This window comes from Agreia sp. PsM10 (assembly GCF_030433855.1).
Lineage (GTDB): Bacteria > Actinomycetota > Actinomycetes > Actinomycetales > Microbacteriaceae > Agreia.
This window is the reverse complement of the sequence record NZ_JARUXC010000002.1, coordinates 366647-382980: the sequence shown is the minus strand read 5'-3', so window position 1 is coordinate 382980 and position 16334 is coordinate 366647. Positions and strand designations below refer to the sequence as shown.

15 protein-coding genes are annotated in these 16334 nt (G+C 67.2%); 3 read left to right on the top strand and 12 right to left on the bottom strand.

Annotated features, from left to right (window positions below):
* Positions 1 to 266: 266 nt before the first annotated feature.
* The 7 genes from QCD70_RS03855 to otsA all read right to left on the bottom strand — a co-directional run bounded on the left by QCD70_RS03855 (position 267) and on the right by otsA (position 8466).
* A complete protein-coding gene (locus tag QCD70_RS03855; protein ID WP_301213856.1) occupies positions 267 to 926 on the bottom strand; it encodes a DUF998 domain-containing protein in 660 nt (219 codons plus the stop codon).
* Between the two features lie 19 nt (positions 927 to 945).
* Positions 946 to 1971, bottom strand: coding sequence for a ketol-acid reductoisomerase (gene ilvC / locus QCD70_RS03850; RefSeq protein WP_044442264.1), 1026 nt, complete (start codon positions 1969 to 1971; stop codon positions 946 to 948).
* A 43-nt stretch (positions 1972 to 2014) separates the two neighbouring features.
* A complete protein-coding gene (gene ilvN / locus QCD70_RS03845; protein WP_044442265.1) occupies positions 2015 to 2524 on the bottom strand; it encodes an acetolactate synthase small subunit in 510 nt (169 codons plus the stop codon).
* 3 nt (positions 2525 to 2527) lie between these two features.
* Entirely contained in the window at positions 2528 to 4357 is a 1830-nt protein-coding gene (locus QCD70_RS03840) for an acetolactate synthase large subunit (RefSeq protein ID WP_301213855.1), read from the bottom strand.
* Between the two features lie 80 nt (positions 4358 to 4437).
* Positions 4438 to 6132, bottom strand: coding sequence for a dihydroxy-acid dehydratase (ilvD, locus tag QCD70_RS03835; RefSeq protein ID WP_044442268.1), 1695 nt, complete (start codon positions 6130 to 6132; stop codon positions 4438 to 4440).
* 19 nt (positions 6133 to 6151) lie between these two features.
* Positions 6152 to 6988, bottom strand: coding sequence for a trehalose-phosphatase (gene otsB / locus QCD70_RS03830; RefSeq protein WP_301213854.1), 837 nt, complete (start codon positions 6986 to 6988; stop codon positions 6152 to 6154).
* Positions 6985 to 8466: an alpha,alpha-trehalose-phosphate synthase (UDP-forming) gene (gene otsA / locus QCD70_RS03825; protein WP_441004906.1), complete on the bottom strand. Its 1482-nt coding sequence runs from the start codon at positions 8464 to 8466 to the stop codon at positions 6985 to 6987. The genes otsB and otsA overlap by 4 nt, the downstream gene beginning before the upstream one ends.
* 244 nt (positions 8467 to 8710) lie before the next feature.
* Between otsA and QCD70_RS03820 the strand changes: the two genes are divergently transcribed.
* Positions 8711 to 8905 carry a hypothetical protein gene (locus tag QCD70_RS03820; protein WP_055931049.1) on the top strand — a complete coding sequence of 65 codons (195 nt, stop codon included), beginning with the start codon at positions 8711 to 8713 and terminating at the stop codon, positions 8903 to 8905.
* A 38-nt stretch (positions 8906 to 8943) separates the two neighbouring features.
* Here the strand turns inward: QCD70_RS03820 and QCD70_RS03815 are convergent, their stop codons facing one another.
* The 5 genes from QCD70_RS03815 to QCD70_RS03795 are packed head-to-tail and all read right to left on the bottom strand — an operon-like array spanning position 8944 to position 14003.
* Positions 8944 to 9711: a FadR/GntR family transcriptional regulator gene (locus QCD70_RS03815; RefSeq protein WP_301213853.1), complete on the bottom strand. Its 768-nt coding sequence runs from the start codon at positions 9709 to 9711 to the stop codon at positions 8944 to 8946.
* Between the two features lie 15 nt (positions 9712 to 9726).
* On the bottom strand, positions 9727 to 10518 hold the full coding sequence (locus tag QCD70_RS03810) for a 3-oxoacyl-ACP reductase (RefSeq protein WP_044442276.1): 792 nt from the start codon (positions 10516 to 10518) through the stop codon (positions 9727 to 9729).
* Positions 10515 to 11882: an aldehyde dehydrogenase family protein gene (locus QCD70_RS03805; protein WP_301213852.1), complete on the bottom strand. Its 1368-nt coding sequence runs from the start codon at positions 11880 to 11882 to the stop codon at positions 10515 to 10517. The genes QCD70_RS03810 and QCD70_RS03805 overlap by 4 nt, the downstream gene beginning before the upstream one ends.
* Positions 11879 to 12634, bottom strand: coding sequence for a gamma-glutamyl-gamma-aminobutyrate hydrolase family protein (locus tag QCD70_RS03800; RefSeq protein WP_301213851.1), 756 nt, complete (start codon positions 12632 to 12634; stop codon positions 11879 to 11881). Before QCD70_RS03800 ends, QCD70_RS03805 begins: the two co-directional genes overlap by 4 nt.
* A complete protein-coding gene (locus tag QCD70_RS03795; RefSeq protein ID WP_301213850.1) occupies positions 12621 to 14003 on the bottom strand; it encodes a glutamine synthetase family protein in 1383 nt (460 codons plus the stop codon). The genes QCD70_RS03800 and QCD70_RS03795 overlap by 14 nt, the downstream gene beginning before the upstream one ends.
* A gap of 231 nt (positions 14004 to 14234) precedes the next feature.
* Between QCD70_RS03795 and QCD70_RS03790 the strand changes: the two genes are divergently transcribed.
* Both QCD70_RS03790 and QCD70_RS03785 read left to right on the top strand, forming a co-directional pair.
* Positions 14235 to 15806: an amino acid permease gene (locus QCD70_RS03790; RefSeq protein ID WP_301213849.1), complete on the top strand. Its 1572-nt coding sequence runs from the start codon at positions 14235 to 14237 to the stop codon at positions 15804 to 15806.
* A 132-nt stretch (positions 15807 to 15938) separates the two neighbouring features.
* On the top strand, positions 15939 to 16301 hold the full coding sequence (locus QCD70_RS03785) for a hypothetical protein (RefSeq protein ID WP_301213848.1): 363 nt from the start codon (positions 15939 to 15941) through the stop codon (positions 16299 to 16301).
* Positions 16302 to 16334 lie beyond the last annotated feature (33 nt).

Below are 16334 nucleotides of genomic sequence, written 5' to 3'. Positions count from 1 at the left end.
CTCCGTTGGAAATGCCGGTACTCGGTGGAGCCGTCGGCGCAATCGTGTTAACGCAAACACTGAGGTAAATTCAGTGATGTTTACGCAAACATTTCTCCGAGTATGGCGAGCCGACGCGACGCGTGTCAAGAGCCGCGGCGTGTCGCCGGGCCGTCGGCGCCGGCCGCAGCCACATGCCGAGCCGCGCTCGTCGAGGTGCGGAATATGGCCGCCTCTGGAGCGCGCAATGCGGCCATACTCCGCACCTCAGCGCGCGGGATCCGGCCTCAGCGGTGGGAGGAGCGGCGCGCGGCCCGGCACACGACGAAGGCCCAGCCCAGGATGCCCGCCAGGCACACGCGCTCGGTGAGGCCCAGAACAGAGGGGGCCCAGGCGATCGACACCGCCAGCAGCACGAGCCCGACGGAGGCCAGCGCGACGAAAGCGGTGGCCGCGCGCCGGACCCGAGTGAATCGCGGGGCCCTGCGCATCCAGATCGCCAGCAGCACCATGCCGGCCAGGGCGCACAGGAAGCCGGTCGTCGCGAACGCGACGTGCACCGCGCCCGTCGCGGTGGTGGGCTCGATGCCGAACTCGCCCGGGCCGTTCACGTCGGTCGGAAAGAAGACGAGCGCCGCCGAGCACGCGCCGGCGATGCCCAGAAGAACGCAGCCGACGACGCGCAGCGCCGACGATGCACCCGAGCGGCTCACGACGACCAGCACGCAGAACGTCATGACCGCCCGGCTCACGAAATTGAGATCCATGACCCAGCCGAACTCCCCGACCGCCAGGTTGCTCTCGGCGTCAGAGATCACGCTGTAGTGCGGAGGAAGCGACTGCAGCACGACGTCGACGGCGATGTACAGCAGAACGAGGGTCATGCCGAGCCCGGCGACGCCCCGTGTGAACGGCGATGGCCGCCCCGACACAATCGGGGCGGCCATCGATTCGAGAGTCAGGAGACTAGCGTGCGGCGGAGCCGTCGGTGTAGTCGGCGTCCTGCTGCTTCCACGCGAAGAGGGCGCGGAGCTCCTTGCCCGTGGCCTCGATGGGGTGCTGGGCACCCTTCTCGCGCAGCGCGAGGAACTCGGGGGCTCCCGCGTCCTGGTCGTCGATGAAACGCTTCGCGAACGCGCCGTTCTGGATGTCGGCGAGAACGGCCTTCATGTTCTCCTTGACGTCGGGCGTGATGACGCGGGGGCCCGAGACGTAGTCGCCGTACTCGGCCGTGTCGGAGACGCTCCAGCGCTGCTTGGCGATGCCGCCCTCCCACATGAGGTCGACGATGAGCTTGAGCTCGTGCAGCACCTCGAAGTAGGCGATCTGCGGCTGGTAGCCGGCCTCGGTCAGGGTCTCGAAGCCGTACTGCACGAGCTGCGAGACACCGCCGCAGAGAACGGCCTGCTCACCGAACAGGTCGGTCTCGGTCTCTTCGGTGAACGTGGTCTTGATGCCGCCGGCGCGCAGTCCGCCGATCGCACGGGAGTACGACCAGGCGAGGTCCCACGCCGAGCCCGACGCGTCCTTCTCGACGGCGACGATGACGGGAACGCCACGGCCGGCCTCGTACTCGCGGCGCACGGTGTGGCCCGGGCCCTTGGGGGCGACGAGGATGACGTCGACGCCATCCGGTGCCTGGATGTAGTCGTAGCGGATGTTGAAGCCGTGGCCGAAGACGAGGGTGGCACCCTGCTTCAGGCTGGGCGCGATGTCGTCGCGGTAGATGTGGCGCTGGAACTGGTCGGGAGCGAGCAGCACGATGACGTCGGACTGCGCGGTCGCCTCGGCGACACTGAGAACCGTGAAGCCGGCCTCCTGCGCCTTGGGGATCGACTTCGATCCTTCCTTCAGGCCGATGACGACGTCGACGCCGGAGTCGCGCAGGTTGAGCGCGTGGGCGTGGCCCTGCGAGCCGTAGCCGACGACGGCCACCTTCTTGCCCTGGATGAGCGAGAGGTCTGCGTCTTTGTCGTAGAAGATTTCGGTCACTTTATTACTGCTCCTTGTTGTGTGGGTGAAGTTCGTGAGGTTGCTAATTCTTGAAGACGCGTTCGGTGATGCTCTTCGAGCCGCGTCCGATGGCGAGCAGGCCCGACTGGGCCAGCTCCTTGATTCCGTAGGGCTCGACGACGCGCAGGAACGCGTTGGTCTTGCCCGAGTCGCCGGTGACCTCGATCACGAGCGCGTCGGTCGAGACGTCGACGACGCGGGCGCGGAACAGGTTGACGGCCTCGAGCACGTGCGACCTCGTGGAGTTGTCGACGCGCACCTTGACCAGCAGGTGCTCGCGCTGCACCGACTGGTCGGGGTCGAGCTCGACGATCTTGATCACGTTCACGAGCTTGTTCAGCTGCTTGGTGACCTGCTCGAGGGGCAGTTCTTCGACGTCGACGGCGACCGTGATGCGCGAGAGGCCCTCGATCTCGGATGCGCCGACGGCGAGGCTCTCGATGTTGAATCCGCGGCGGGCGAAGAGGCCGGCGACCCGCGTGAGCAGACCGGGTTTGTCTTCGACGAGCAGGGAGAGAACGTGGTGGCTCATGGTCTACTCCTCATCCCACTCTGGGGCGATCTGCTGTGCGTGTTCGATCAGCGAGTTGCTGACCCCCTGGGGAACCATCGGCCAGACCATGGCGTCGCGGCTCACGATGAAGTCGATCACGACCGGGCGGTCGTTCGTCTCGATCGCGAGCTTGATCGCCGCGTCGATCTCCTCGACCTTCGTGACTCGGATGCCCAGCGCGCCGTAGGCGTCGGCCAGCTTCACGAAGTCGGGAACCATCTGCGTGCCGTGGCCCGTGTTCAGGTCGGTGAACGAGTGGCGCCCGTCGTAGAACAGGCTCTGCCACTGCCGCACCATGCCGAGCGAGGAGTTGTTGATGATCGCGACCTTGATCGGGATCTTGTTGATCGTGCAGGTCGCGAGTTCCTGGTTCGTCATCTGGAAGCATCCATCGCCGTCGATCGCCCACACCAGGCGATCGGGCTCGGCGACCTTGGCGCCCATGGCTGCGGGAACCGAGTAGCCCATGGTTCCGGCGCCGCCGGAGTTGAGCCACGAGTTCGGCCGCTCGTACTTGATGAACTGGGCGGCCCACATCTGGTGCTGGCCGACACCGGATGCGTAGATCGCCTCGGGTCCGGACAGCTCGCCGATGCGCTTGATCACGTATTGCGGCGACAGCAGGCCGTCGGTCGGTTCTGCGTATCCGAGCGGGAACTCGGTCTGCAGTCCGCGCAGGTACTCCCACCACTCGTCGATGTCGGGGCGCGTCTCGGTGGCCGCGGCCGTGGAGACGAACCCCTTCGTGAGGTCGGCGATGACGTCTTTCGCGTCTCCCACGATGGGAACGTCGGCCGCGCGGATCTTGCCGATCTCGGCCGGGTCGACGTCGACGTGCACGATCTTGGCGTTGGGGGCGAACTCGCTGACCTTGCCGGTGACGCGGTCGTCGAAGCGCGCGCCGAGCGCGACGATGAGGTCGCTCTCCTGCAGGGCGAGTACGGCGGGAACGGTTCCGTGCATGCCGGGCATGCCGAGATTCTGCTCGTGCGAGTCGGGGAATGCGCCGCGCGCCATCAGGGTGGTGACGACGGGAGCACCTGTGGCCTCCGCCAGCACGGCGAGCTCGGCCGAGGCCTGGGCCCGGATGACTCCGCCGCCGACGTAGAAGACGGGCTTCTTCGCCTCGAGGATGAGCTGCGCCGCAGCCTGGATCTGCTTGCCGTGGGCCTTGGTCACCGGGCGGTAGCCCGCCAGGTCGACCTTGGGATTCCACACGAACGGCGCCGAGTTCTGCTGCGCGTCCTTCGTGATGTCGACGAGCACGGGGCCCGGGCGGCCGGTGGATGCGATGTGATACGCGGCAGCGAGGGTCGCGGGCACGTCCTCCGGCTTGGTGACCAGGAAGGAGTGCTTGGTGATCGGCATCGTGATTCCCACGATGTCGACCTCCTGGAACGCGTCTGTTCCCATCAGGGTCGAGAAGACCTGGCCCGTGATGATCAGAACGGGCACCGAGTCCATGTAGGCGTCGGCGATGGCCGTGACCAGGTTGGTGGCGCCGGGGCCCGACGTCGCGATGGCGACGCCGACCTTGTTGGTCGAGGACGCGTAGCCCTCGGCCGCGTGGCCGGCGCCCTGCTCGTGGCGAACGAGGATGTGCCGGATGGCGGTCGACGCCATGAGTTCGTCGTAGAACGGGATGATCGCTCCGCCGGGAAGGCCGAAGACGTCTTTCACCCCGAGGTGCTCGAGCGAGCGGAGGATGGCTCCGGACCCCGTGAGGACCTCAGGGGCGTTCGCCGGAGCGGACGCGGAGGCCGGTTTGGGGATCGCCGGAGAGCTTGGCACGGGAGATGGATCCACGGGCATGTTGTTTTCCTAGCTTGTTGCCTGCACAGCGTGTCGTCGTGCGCTGCGGCAGACGGCGGTGATGAGGGTGGAGCGCCGTACTACCCCGTGATGGCGCCGGTCGCGGCCGACTTCACGAGCTTCGAGTACTTTGCGAGAACGCCACGGGTATAGCGCGGAGGAAGAGGGGCCCAGCCGTCTCGGCGGGCTGCAAGCTCATCGGCCTCGACGAGTAACTCGAGGGAGCGAGCGGCGATATCGACCCGTATTAGATCACCATCGCGCACGAAGGCGATAGGACCTGCGTCCACCGCTTCGGGTGCTATATGGCCGATACACAGTCCGGTTGTGCCGCCTGAGAACCTGCCGTCGGTCAATAGTAGTACATCTTTGCCGAGGCCAGCGCCCTTGATCGCGGCCGTGATGGCGAGCATCTCGCGCATTCCCGGGCCGCCCTTGGGGCCTTCGTAACGGATCACCACGACGTCTCCGTGGTTGATCAGACCCTCCGTCAGGGCGTCCATCGCGGCGCGCTCGCGCTCGAAGACCTTGGCCGGTCCTTCGAAGACGGCCGCGTCGAATCCGGCCGTCTTCACGACGGCACCCTCGGGGGCGAGTGACCCCTTGAGCACCGTGAGGCCGCCCGTGGGGTGGATGGGGTTGTCGAGCGTGCGCAGCACCTTGCCGTCGAGCTCGGGGATGTCGAGTTCGGCCAGGTTCTCGGCCAGCGTCTTGCCGGTGACCGTGAGCACGTCGCCGTGCAGCAGTCCGGCGTCGAGAAGCGCCTTCATCAGAACGGGCAGGCCGCCGTGGCGGTCCATGTCGTTCATGACGTACTTGCCGAAGGGCTTCATGTCGGCGAGGTGCGGGATGGTGTCGCCGATGCGGTTGAAGTCGTCGATCGTGAGGTCGACCTCGGCTTCGTAGGCGATGGCGAGAAGGTGCAGGATGACGTTGGTCGAGCCTCCGAGGGCCATCGCGACGGCGATGGCGTTCTCGAACGCCGGCTTGGTCAGGATGTCGCGGGTCGTGATGCCGAGGCGCAGCATGTTGACGACGGCCTCGCCGCTGCGGTGCGCGTAGTAGTCGCGGCGTCGGTCTGCCGAGGCGGGCGAGGCGGAGCCTGGCAGGCTCATGCCGAGGGCCTCGGCGACGCTGGCCATGGTGTTGGCCGTGTACATGCCTCCGCAGGCACCCTCGCCCGGGGCGAAGGCGCACTCGATGCGCTTGGCGTCGGCCTCGCTCATGGTGCCGGCCTTCACGCCGCCGACAGCCTCGAACGAGTCGATGATCGTGATGTCTTTCTCGGTGCCGTCGGACAGCTTCACCCAGCCGGGCGCGATCGATCCGGCGTAGAGGAAGACGCTGGCCAGGTCGAGCCGTGCCGCGGCCATGAGCATGCCTGGCAGCGACTTGTCGCATCCGGCCAGAAGAACGGAGCCGTCGAGGCGCTCGGCCTGCATGACGACCTCGACGCTGTCGGCGATGACCTCACGCGAGACGAGCGAGAAGTGCATGCCCTCGTGGCCCATCGAGATGCCGTCGGAGACGGAGATGGTGCCGAACTGGAGCGGGTAGCCGCCGCCCGAGTGCACGCCTTCTTTGGCGCCCTGCGCGAGGCGGTCGAGCGACAGGTTGCACGGCGTGATCTCGTTCCACGAACTGGCGATGCCGATCTGCGGCTTCTCCCAGTCGGCGTCTCCCATGCCGACGGCCCGAAGCATTCCGCGCGAGGTGGTTGCTTCGATTCCATCGGTGACGACGCGACTGCGCGGCTTCATGTCTATTTCGGGCATGTTACGAGTTTAGAACCACTCAAGGTGCGGAAGTGCACGCCTCCGCGCGGAACTGGGCGAGCAGCGCGAGCACCTGGGCGACCTCGGCTTCGTCGCTCACGCGGAACTCGGCGATGGTCTTGCCCGCCCCGCTCTTCAGCCCGAAGTCTCCGCTGCGCAGCACCGCGAACGCGTCCTCATCGGTGACGTCGTCGCCCGCGTAGAGCACGGCGGTCGCCTTGGTGTACTCCTTCAGGTGGAGCAGCGCCTCGCCCTTGGTGGTCGATCGGATCGAGAACTCCAGCACGTTCTTGCCCTCGCGCACCGTGAGACCCTCGATCTCGGACTGCGTCTCGGCGAGTGCCATCAGGTGGGCCTGTCGGCTGCCCTCTTCCGACGCGAGGCGGGTGTGCAGCGCGAAGCCCGCCGGCTTCGACTCGATCCAGACGTCGTCGACCTTGTCGGCGACGTCTTCGAGAACACCGCTGAGCACGTCGACCTGGGCCAGCTCCTGCGTGTCGAGCGTGAGCCGCGTGGGGCTGTCGAGGCGGATCTCGACACCGTGGGAGCCCACGAGGAGAACGTCGTCGGGAAGGTCGCTCACCTGTTCGAGGCTCTCCATCGCACGTCCCGAGATGAGTGCCACACGGGTGGAGTCGAGCTTCAGCAGGTCGAAGAGGGCCCGCCTCGCCTCGGGAAGCGCGCGGGCATGACTCGGCACGTCGACCTCGGGAGCGAGGGTTCCGTCGAAGTCGAGTGCGACGAGCAGGCGCTCCGTGCGCGCGAGTTCGCGCAGGCGCTCGATCAGGTCGTCGGTCTCGTCGATCTGGGTGCCGGATGCGACGGCTCGGCTCGTGCCGTTCGGCTGGGTGCTCATCGGTCGGATGCTCCCCACTTGGTCGCGACGTACGAGGGCGTTCCGTTCGGGTCGGTCAGGGCAGACAGGAAGGCGGTCGACCAGCGCGACACGTCGTAGTCGCGCACCCGTTTGCGCAATGCGCGCATCCGTCTCGAGCGCTCGCTCTTCGTCATCTCGATCGCCTCCATGATCGACTCCTTGAGGCCGTCGATGTCGTGGGGGTTCACGAGCAGGGCGCTCTTCAACTCGTCTGCGGCGCCGGCGAACTCGCTCAGCACGAGCACGCCGTCGTTGTCGAAGCGGCTGGCCACGTACTCCTTCGCGACGAGATTCATTCCGTCGCGGAGCGCGGTGACCAGCATCACGTCGCTGGCCAGGTAGAGCGCCACCATCTCCTCGCGGGGGTATCCCTGGTGCAGGTAGCTGATGGCCGTGTGGCTGATGGTCGAGTAGTCGCCGTTGATGCGCCCGACCGTGAGCTCGACCTCGTCGCGCAGCTGCTGGTACGCGGCGACACGTTCGCGGCTGGGGCTGGCGACCTGCACGAGGGTCACGTCTTCGACGGTGACCGTGCCGTCGGCGAGCAGCTCGCCGAACGCCTTGAGACGATGGCCGATCCCCTTGGTGTAGTCGAGCCTGTCGACGCCGAGCATCACGACCTTGGGGTTGCCGAGGCCGGCCCTGATCTCTTTGGCACGGGCCTGGATGTCGGGACGCCGTGCGAGGTTCTCGAAGCTCTGCGTGTCGATCGAGATCGGGAAGTGCCGTGCGTGCACCGTGCGCACGAGGCTGCCCGTGCGCGACGTCGACACCCGGGCCGGCTCGAGCGACTCGGACAGGTCGTCGTCGATCGGCACGTCGATGGCCGTGCCCTTCGTCGTGTAGCTGAGCAGACGGCGCACGGCACGCGTGAAGTTGCCCGCGTCTGCCGCGCGCTGGAACCCGATGACATCGGCCCCGAGGAGGCCCTCGATGATCTGGGCTCGCCACGGCAGCTGCGAGAAGATGCCGTATGCCGGGAACGGAATGTGGTTGAAGAAACCGATGGTGAGGTCGGGACGGAGCTCGCGCAGCATCTTGGGCACGAGCTGCAGCTGATAGTCCTGCACCCAGACCGTGCCGTCGGCCGCGGCGACCGAGGCGGCGCGCTCCGCGAAGCGCTGGTTGACCCGCACGTAGGACTCCCACCACTCGCGGTGGTACGTGGGCGGCGCGATCACGTCGTGATACAGCGGCCAGAGGGTGTCGTTCGAGAACCCCTCGTAGTAGTTCTCGACGTCGTCTGCGCTGAGTGTGACGGGAACGATGGAGATGTCGTCGTGCTCGAACGGCTCGGACTCGTCGTCCGCCACGCCCGCCCAGCCGACCCAGGCTCCGTCGGCCCGTTGCATGACTGGCTCGAGGGCGGTCACGAGACCGCCAGGCGAGGTGCGCCACTCGACGCTGCCGTCGGCGCGGGTGACCTTGTCGACAGGGAGCCTGTTGGAGACGACCACGAGGTCGTATGTGTCGGCAGGGGTAGTGGACCGCGATGCGGCCTCGTCCGTGGAAATGGGGAACTCCTCGTTTGCGATCGGCCAAGGCGCCGACCGTGTAGACCAGTGATCAGGCTACCAGTCGATCCCCCGCACCCACGGGGTGCTCGGGCGTGCGCTATACAAGACGACCCCGAGCATCCGGAAGCCCGGGCGGCCGGACGGCACGAACGACTAACCTGAAGACACGACCACGGAGGCACGCATGCGCAAATTCATCTTCAACTCGAGTGTGATCGGTGCTGTCGTCGGCGCCTGGTCGGTGCTGCAGACCACGAGACAGGGTCCGCGCGACTGGCGACTGCTTCTCATGTGGCTCAGCTGGGGCATCACGGTCGCCCTCGCCATCGGCAGCGTTCTGCAGGCCGACGACGACGCCCGCGAGCTCGACGCGAAGTAGCCGCCCCTTCCCTTCGACAGGCTCAGGGAACGGCGGCGTCAGGCCAGGAAGCCTCGGAGCAGCGCCTCGGATCCCTCGAGGTGTTCACGCATCGTGACCGCCGCCCTGTCCGCGTCTCCCGTGAGGATCGCGAGGACGATCTGCTCGTGCTGCTCGTTCGAGTGCGCGATGTTGCGCTCGAGCAGGGGGATGTGGTCGAGGAACTCGTTGATCCTCATGCGGTTGTCGGCCAGCAGCGGCATGAGCGACGGCACGCCCACGAGCTCTCCGATGGCAAGGTGCAGGCGTGAGTCCAGCCGCCGATAGTCGTCGGCCGACGCCTCGGCGGTCTCGCGCAGGCTGCTCCAGAGCAGTTCGCGCTGCGCCTTCGTGAGTGCGCGATCCGCCGCGGCGCGGGCGGCTCCGACCTCGAGGATGTCGCGGAGGCCGAGCACGTCGTCGAGATCTTCCGCCGTCACCGTCTCGGACTGCGGCGCCGCGTCGTCGAGCACTCCGCTGAGGCCGACGAGCGGAACCCGATCGCTGACGAACGTGCCTCCGTAGCGCCCGCGCCGCGAGACCAGGAAACCGGCATCCGCGAGCGCCTTGATCGCGTCGCGCACCGTGTCGCGGCTCACCCCGAAGCGCAGCGCGAGGTCGCGTTCGCTGGGCAGGGCCTCCCCCGGTGAGACAACGCCCAGGCGGATCGTCTGCAGCAGCCTCGAGACGGTGTCCTCGAACGCGTTGCCGGTGCGCACCCGGCGCAACAGGGCGTCGCCGGCCAGGCCCGCGGCATCCGGTTGCGAGCCGTCTGCGATATCGGTCATCGCGTTCTCGACCCTCTACTCGGGTGTCACGTAGGCCGAGCTGATTCCCCCGTCGACGAGGAATGTCGAGCCCGTGATGAACGAGGAGTCGTCGCTGGCGAGGAACGCGACCGACGCCGCCAACTCCTCTGGCTCAGCGAACCGTCCGAGGGGGATGTGCACGAGGCGGCGCTGGGCGCGGGCCGGGTCCTTGGCGAAGAGCTCCTGCAGCAGGGGCGTGTTCACCGGGCCCGGGCAGAGGGCGTTGACCCGGATTCCCTGGCGGGCGAACTGCACGCCCAGCTCGCGGGACATGGCGAGAACGCCGCCCTTCGATGCCGTGTACGAGATCTGCGACGTGGCAGAGCCCATCACGGCGACGAACGACGCGGTGTTGATGATCGAACCGCGCTTCTGCGGAACCATGTAGCGCAGCGCGGCTCGCGAGCACAGGTAGACCGACTTGAGGTTCACGTCCTGCACCTTCTCCCAGGCGGGAAGCTCGGTCGTCTCGATGGAGTCGTCGTCGGGGGGCGAGATGCCCGCGTTGTTGAAGGCGACGTCGACCGATCCGTAGGTGTCGAAGGCCACCTTGAACAGGTTGTCGACCTGGGCCTCGTCGGTGACGTTCACCTGCACGAAGAGGCCGCCGACGGCAGCGGCCGCGCGCTCGCCCGATGCAGCATCCATGTCGCCGATCACGACCGTGGCGCCCTCGGCGGCGAAGCGGCGGGCGGTGGCGAAGCCGATGCCGCTGGCGCCGCCCGTGATCACCGCCACTTTTCCGGCGAGGCGCTTCGTGAGGTCGATGGTGGGCAGGTCGGTCATGAGAGCTCCTCTACGGCGATGAAGACGTTCTTGGTGTCGGTGAAACTGAGGGGTGCGTCGGGGCCGAGCTCACGGCCGAGGCCCGACTGCTTGAAGCCGCCGAACGGGGTGCTGTAGCGCACGGAGGAGTGCGAGTTGACCGAGAGGTTGCCCGCCTCGACGCCGCGGGAGACGCGCAACGCGCGGCCGACGTCGCGGGTCCAGATCGAGCCCGAGAGGCCGTATTCCGTGGCGTTCGCCAGCGACACCGCGTCGGCCTCGTCGTCGAACGGGAGCACCGTTACGACAGGTCCGAAGATCTCCTCGGTGGCGGTGCGGTCGTCGCGACCCGGCGTGAGCACCGTCGGCGGGAACCAGTACCCCGGGCCCTGCGGCGCGGATCCCCGGAACGCGACCTGGCTGTCGTCGGGAACATACGAGCTCACCGACGCGTGGTGCTTCGCCGAGACGAGCGGTCCCATCTCGGTGGCCTCGTCGTTCGGGTCGCCGACGACGACCCGGTTCACCGCGGGCTCGAGCAACTCCATGAAGCGGTCGTAGACGCTGCGCTCGACCAGGATGCGACTGCGCGCGCAGCAGTCCTGCCCCGCGTTGTCGAAGACCCCCGACGGGGCCGAGGCGGCGGCCCTCTCGAGGTCGGAGTCGGCAAACACGATGTTGGCGCTCTTGCCGCCGAGCTCGAGGGTCACCCTCTTCACCTGCTCGGCACTGCCCGCCATGATCTTCTTGCCCACAGCGGTCGACCCGGTGAACACGACCTTGCGCACGGTCCGGTTGGTCACGAAGCGCTCCCCGACCACGTTCCCGTGCCCGGGCAACACCTGGAACAGGCCGTCGGGCAGTCCGGACTCCCGCCCGATCTCGGCGAGCCGCACCGAGGTCAGCGGCGTCCACTCGGCCGGCTTCAGCACGACCGCGTTGCCCGCCGCGAGCGCCGGGGCGAACCCCCACGCCGCGATGGTCATGGGAAAGTTCCACGGCGTGATGACTCCCACCACGCCGAGGGGCTCGTGGAACGTGACGTCGAGGCCGCCGGCGACCGGGATCTGTTTACCGAAGAGCCGTTCGGGAGCCGCCGAGTAGTAGGTGAGCACGTCGCGCACGTGGCCCGCCTCCCAGCGGGCCTGGCCGATCGGATGGCCGGAATTCAGGGTCTCCAGCCGGGCGAGTGCCTCGACGTTCGCGTCGACGGCCGCCGCGAAGTCCCGCAGGGCCTGCGCCCGCTCTGCGGGGGCCCGGCGCGCCCATGCCTTCTGCGCATCCGCCGCCCGCGCGATGGCGTCGTCGGTGCCCTCGACGTCGAAGAGCTCGACGTCGGTGACGACCTCTTCCGTCGCCGGGTTGATCACGGTGTAGCTGCTCATGCTGTCGGGTGTTCCTGTTCCTGTGCTCGGTACTGTCGGGCCGCCTCGACGAGGCCGGCGAAGAGTCGGATGTCGTCGGGCGACTCCTCGGGGTGCCACTGCACGGCGACGCCGAACGGAACGGACTCGAGCTCGACCGCCTCGATCGTTCCGTCGGGGGTTCGGGCGGTCACGACGAGCCCGTCGCCGAGCGAGTCGATGGCCTGGTGGTGGTAGACGGGAACGTCGAGTTCGTCGCTCGCGAGCAGCGATGCGAGTCGCGAGCCCTGTTCGACGCCGACCTCCACGTGGTTGAAGATTCCGTCGCCGGCCTGGTATCGACGGTCGCCGACGACATCGGGAAGGTGCTGGTGCAGGGTTCCGCCCCGCGCGACGTTCAGCATCTGCGCTCCCCGGCAGATGCCGAGGAACGGGATCTCGCGATCGATCGCACGGCGCAGCAGCGTGTCCTCCCACGCGTCGCGGTCGCGCCGGGGCTCGTCGGTCTCGGCGTGGGCCTCCTGGCCGTAGCGCGACGGTTCGATGTCCTTGCCGCCGGTGAGGATCAGGCCGTCGAGAGAATCGAGCAGGCGATCCGCGATCGCGTCGCTGACGGCCTGGGGCGGCAGCAGCACGGCGATGCCGCCGGCCTTCTCGACGGCATCGAAGTAGACCTTCGGGAGGAACGAGGCGGGAACGTCCCAGACTCCGGTCTTCGCGCGTTCGAGGTAGGTCGTGAGGCCGATAACCGGCAGGCGATCAGAGGCGCTCAAAGCCGCGCACCCTCTCCCAGTCGGTGACGGCGCTGTCGAAGGCCTTCAGCTCGATGCGCGCGTTGTTCACGTAGTGGTCGACGACCTCGTCACCGAACGCGGCCCGGGCGATCTCGCTCGACGCGAAGAGCTCGGCCGCATCGCGCAGGTTCGTGGGCACGCGCGGTGCACCCGACGTGTACGCGTTGCCTACGGTCGCGTCTTCGAGCTCGAGCTCGTTCTCGATTCCGTAGAGCCCGCCGGCGATGAGGGCGGCGGTCGCCAGGTACTGGTTCACGTCGCCCCCGGGAACGCGGTTCTCGACGCGCATTCCGAGGCCCTTGCCCACCACGCGCAGGGCGCAGGTGCGGTTGTCGAGCCCCCAGGCCACTGCCGTCGGCGCGAACGAGCCGTCGACGTAGCGCTTGTACGAGTTGATGTTGGGCGCGAAGAACAGCGTCAGCTCGCGCAGCGTCTTGAGCTGGCCTGCCATGAAATGACGGAACATGTCTGACATGCCGTTCTCGGCATCCGGATCACTGAAGACTGCAGTGCCGTCGGTGCCTCTGAGGCTGATGTGCACGTGGCACGAGTTGCCCTCGCGTTCGTTAAACTTGGCCATGAACGTGAGCGACTTGCCGTGCCGATCCGCGATCTCCTTGGCACCGTTCTTGTAGATCGAGTGGTTGTCGCACGTGACCATGGCGTCGTCGTAGCGGAAGCCGATCTCCTGCTGCCCGAAGTTGCACTCGCCCTTCACGCCCTCGCAGTACATGCCGGCGCCGTCCATCGACACCCGGATGTCGCGCAGCAGCGGCTCCATGCGCGTGGAGGCCAGCAGGGCGTAGTCGATGTTGTAGTCGCTCGCGGGGGTGAGGTCGCGGTATCCCTTCGACCAGGCAGAGCGGTAGCTGTCGTCGAAGACGATGAACTCGAGTTCGGTGGCGACGAACGCCTCGAGGCCGCGATCGGCGAGGCGCTTCATCTGCGCCGCCAGGATCTGCCGCGGCGACGGCTCGACCGGCTCGCCGTCGAGCCAGTGCAGGTCGGCGGTGACCATCGCCGTGCCCGGCAGCCACGGAATCGTTCGCAGGGTCGACATGTCGGGCATCATCGCCATGTCGCCGTAGCCGTGCTCCCAGCTCGACATGTCGTATCCGTCGACCGTGTTCATCTCGACGTCGACGGCGAGCAGGTAGTTGCAGCACTCGGCTCCGTGCGACGCCGCGTCTTCGACGAAGAGGCGGGCCGAGAGCCGCTTGCCCACGAGCCTGCCCTGCATGTCGGTGAAGGCCACGATCACGGTGTCGACCTCGCCGGCCGAGACCTGGGCCGTGAGGGCGTCGAGCGTGAGATTTCCTGCGGTGGATGCCACGGTGTGCTCCTTCATCGATGGTCGCCACGGGCGATTCCCGCGCTGCGGAACCCCGTCGACCCGACCATTACATCACACGAGTTCGTCGGCTGAGCGGGAGTTGTTGCCCGTGTTCGTAACACGCAATTTACACACAAAGGTGGTGCCAACCAACCAATAGAACGCTAGTGTGTGCAGAAATCGTGCGAGGGAGCCGATGGCGTTCCGCTGTGCACTGCCGAGACAACGAGCTACCGGAGGATCCACGTGACTGACAGCAAGACCCGCCGTTCGGGCGTCACCTACAGCAAGGCTGCAGACGGCTACTTCGAGAAACGCACGCTCAAGAGATCGGCGGGCATCTGGGGGCTCTGGGGCCTCGCCGTGGCGGCAGTCATCTCGGGAGACTTCTCGGGGTGGAACTTCGGAATCGACTTCGCCGGCTTCGGGGGCATGCTCATCGCCTTCGCCCTGCTCATCGTCATGTACTACGGAATGATCTTCTCGATCGGCGAGATGGCGGCGGCCATGCCGCACACGGGAGGCGCGTACTCGTTCGCCCGCTCGGCGATGGGGCCGTGGGGCGGACTCGTGACGGGTCTCGCCGAGACCATCGAATACGTGGCAACGACCGGTGTGATCGTCTTCTTCTCGGCGCAGTATGCCAACAGCATCACGACCGAGCTCCTCGGCTTCGACCTCTCAGGCGCCATGTGGATCTGGTGGCTGGTGCTCTACATCGCGTTCATCGCGCTGAACGCTGCCGGGGCCGCAATCTCGTTCAAGTTCGCGATCGTCGTGTCGATCATCTCCATCGCGATCCTGCTGGTCTTCTCGGCCATGGCCGCGTTCTCGGGACTCTTCAGCTGGGACAGCCTCTTCAACATCGAACCCGACCCGGGCCAGTCGGCGTTCCTCCCCCACGGCGTGATCCCGATCCTCTTCGCGCTGCCCTTCGCCATGTGGTTCTTCCTCGGCATCGAGGAGCTGCCGCTCGCGGCCGAGGAGGCCCACAACCCGGTGCGCGACATTCCCAAGGCGGGCTTCTGGGCCCGCGGAACCCTCATCGTGACCGGACTGCTGATCCTGTTCCTCAACACCGGCGTGATCGGCGCAGAGAACATGGGCGTCTCGGCGGAGCCCCTGCTCGACGGATTCCGCGCGATCGTGGGAGACCAGGCGGCCGCGGCCCTCGCGCTCTTCGCGCTGATCGGCCTGCTCGCCTCGCTCCAGGGCATCATGTTCGCCTACGGACGCAACATGTACTCGCTCTCCCGCGCCGGGTACTACCCGAAGTTCTTCTCGCTCACCGGCAAGCGCCAGACGCCCTGGGTCGCCCTCACCGTGGGCGCGGTGATCGGTTTCATCGCCCTCGTCGTTCTCGACATCCTGTCGAACGTCGACGCTGAGGGAGCGGGGGCGGTCGCGGGAGCGATCATCCTGAACATCGCCGTCTGGGGCGCTGTCGTGGCCTATCTGCTGCAGATGATCTCCTTCGTGATCCTGCGCAAGAAGTTCCCCAACGCCAAGCGGCCCTACGTGAGCCCGTGGGGCATCCCCGGCGCCGTGGTCGCCGGCGTGATCTCCGCGCTCATCTTCCTGGGCTTCCTGCTGAACGTCACCTTCCAGCCGGCCATCATCGCGATCGTGATCGTCTACGCACTGATCCTGCTCGGGTTCGCCCTCTGGGGACGCAAGCAGCTCGTGCTGTCTCCCGAGGAGGAGTACGCGCTGTCGGGAGGCCTGCACGGCGACCCCGAAACCGATGGCTACGGGGGCGCGGTGGCCGAGGAGATCCGGTCGGAGGACCTCGACGCGTCCGGCCACCCGAAGGGTTAACGGAACCCTGCCGAAAGCTGTCCCGAACAGGTCGCGATCCCGTCTATCAGGCGGGATCGCGGCGTGTCTGCGGCCTCATCCCGAGCCCGCACCGCACACTGGGATCACGACCGTGGTGGGAAGGTGTGAAAAATGCTCGGATGGCGACGACGCGCGAAGGCAGAACAACAAGACGAGGCCAACCAGCAGCGCCTTTCCGAGCTGGTGAACCAGACCCTCATGGAGAACTTCGGTCCCTACGGTTCGTTCGCGATCACCCGCCGCACCGAGGTCGACACCGACGACATCTTCCACACCGTCCTGGCCGCCTCCGTGGCCCGCGATATCGTGTCGACGCTCACCAGCCACGGCGTCTTCCGTGCTGCGGAGACCCCGGCGTCGCGCACGCCGCTCGCCCCGATCAACACCGTCGACGTGCCCGCCGAACTAGCCAAGGCAGTCACCGACGCGGCTCCCCGCACCACGACCCTCGTCGGTCCGGTCCGCGCGGCGTAGCAGCTCTCCCCCGCACCGCTCCGCAGCTTCCTA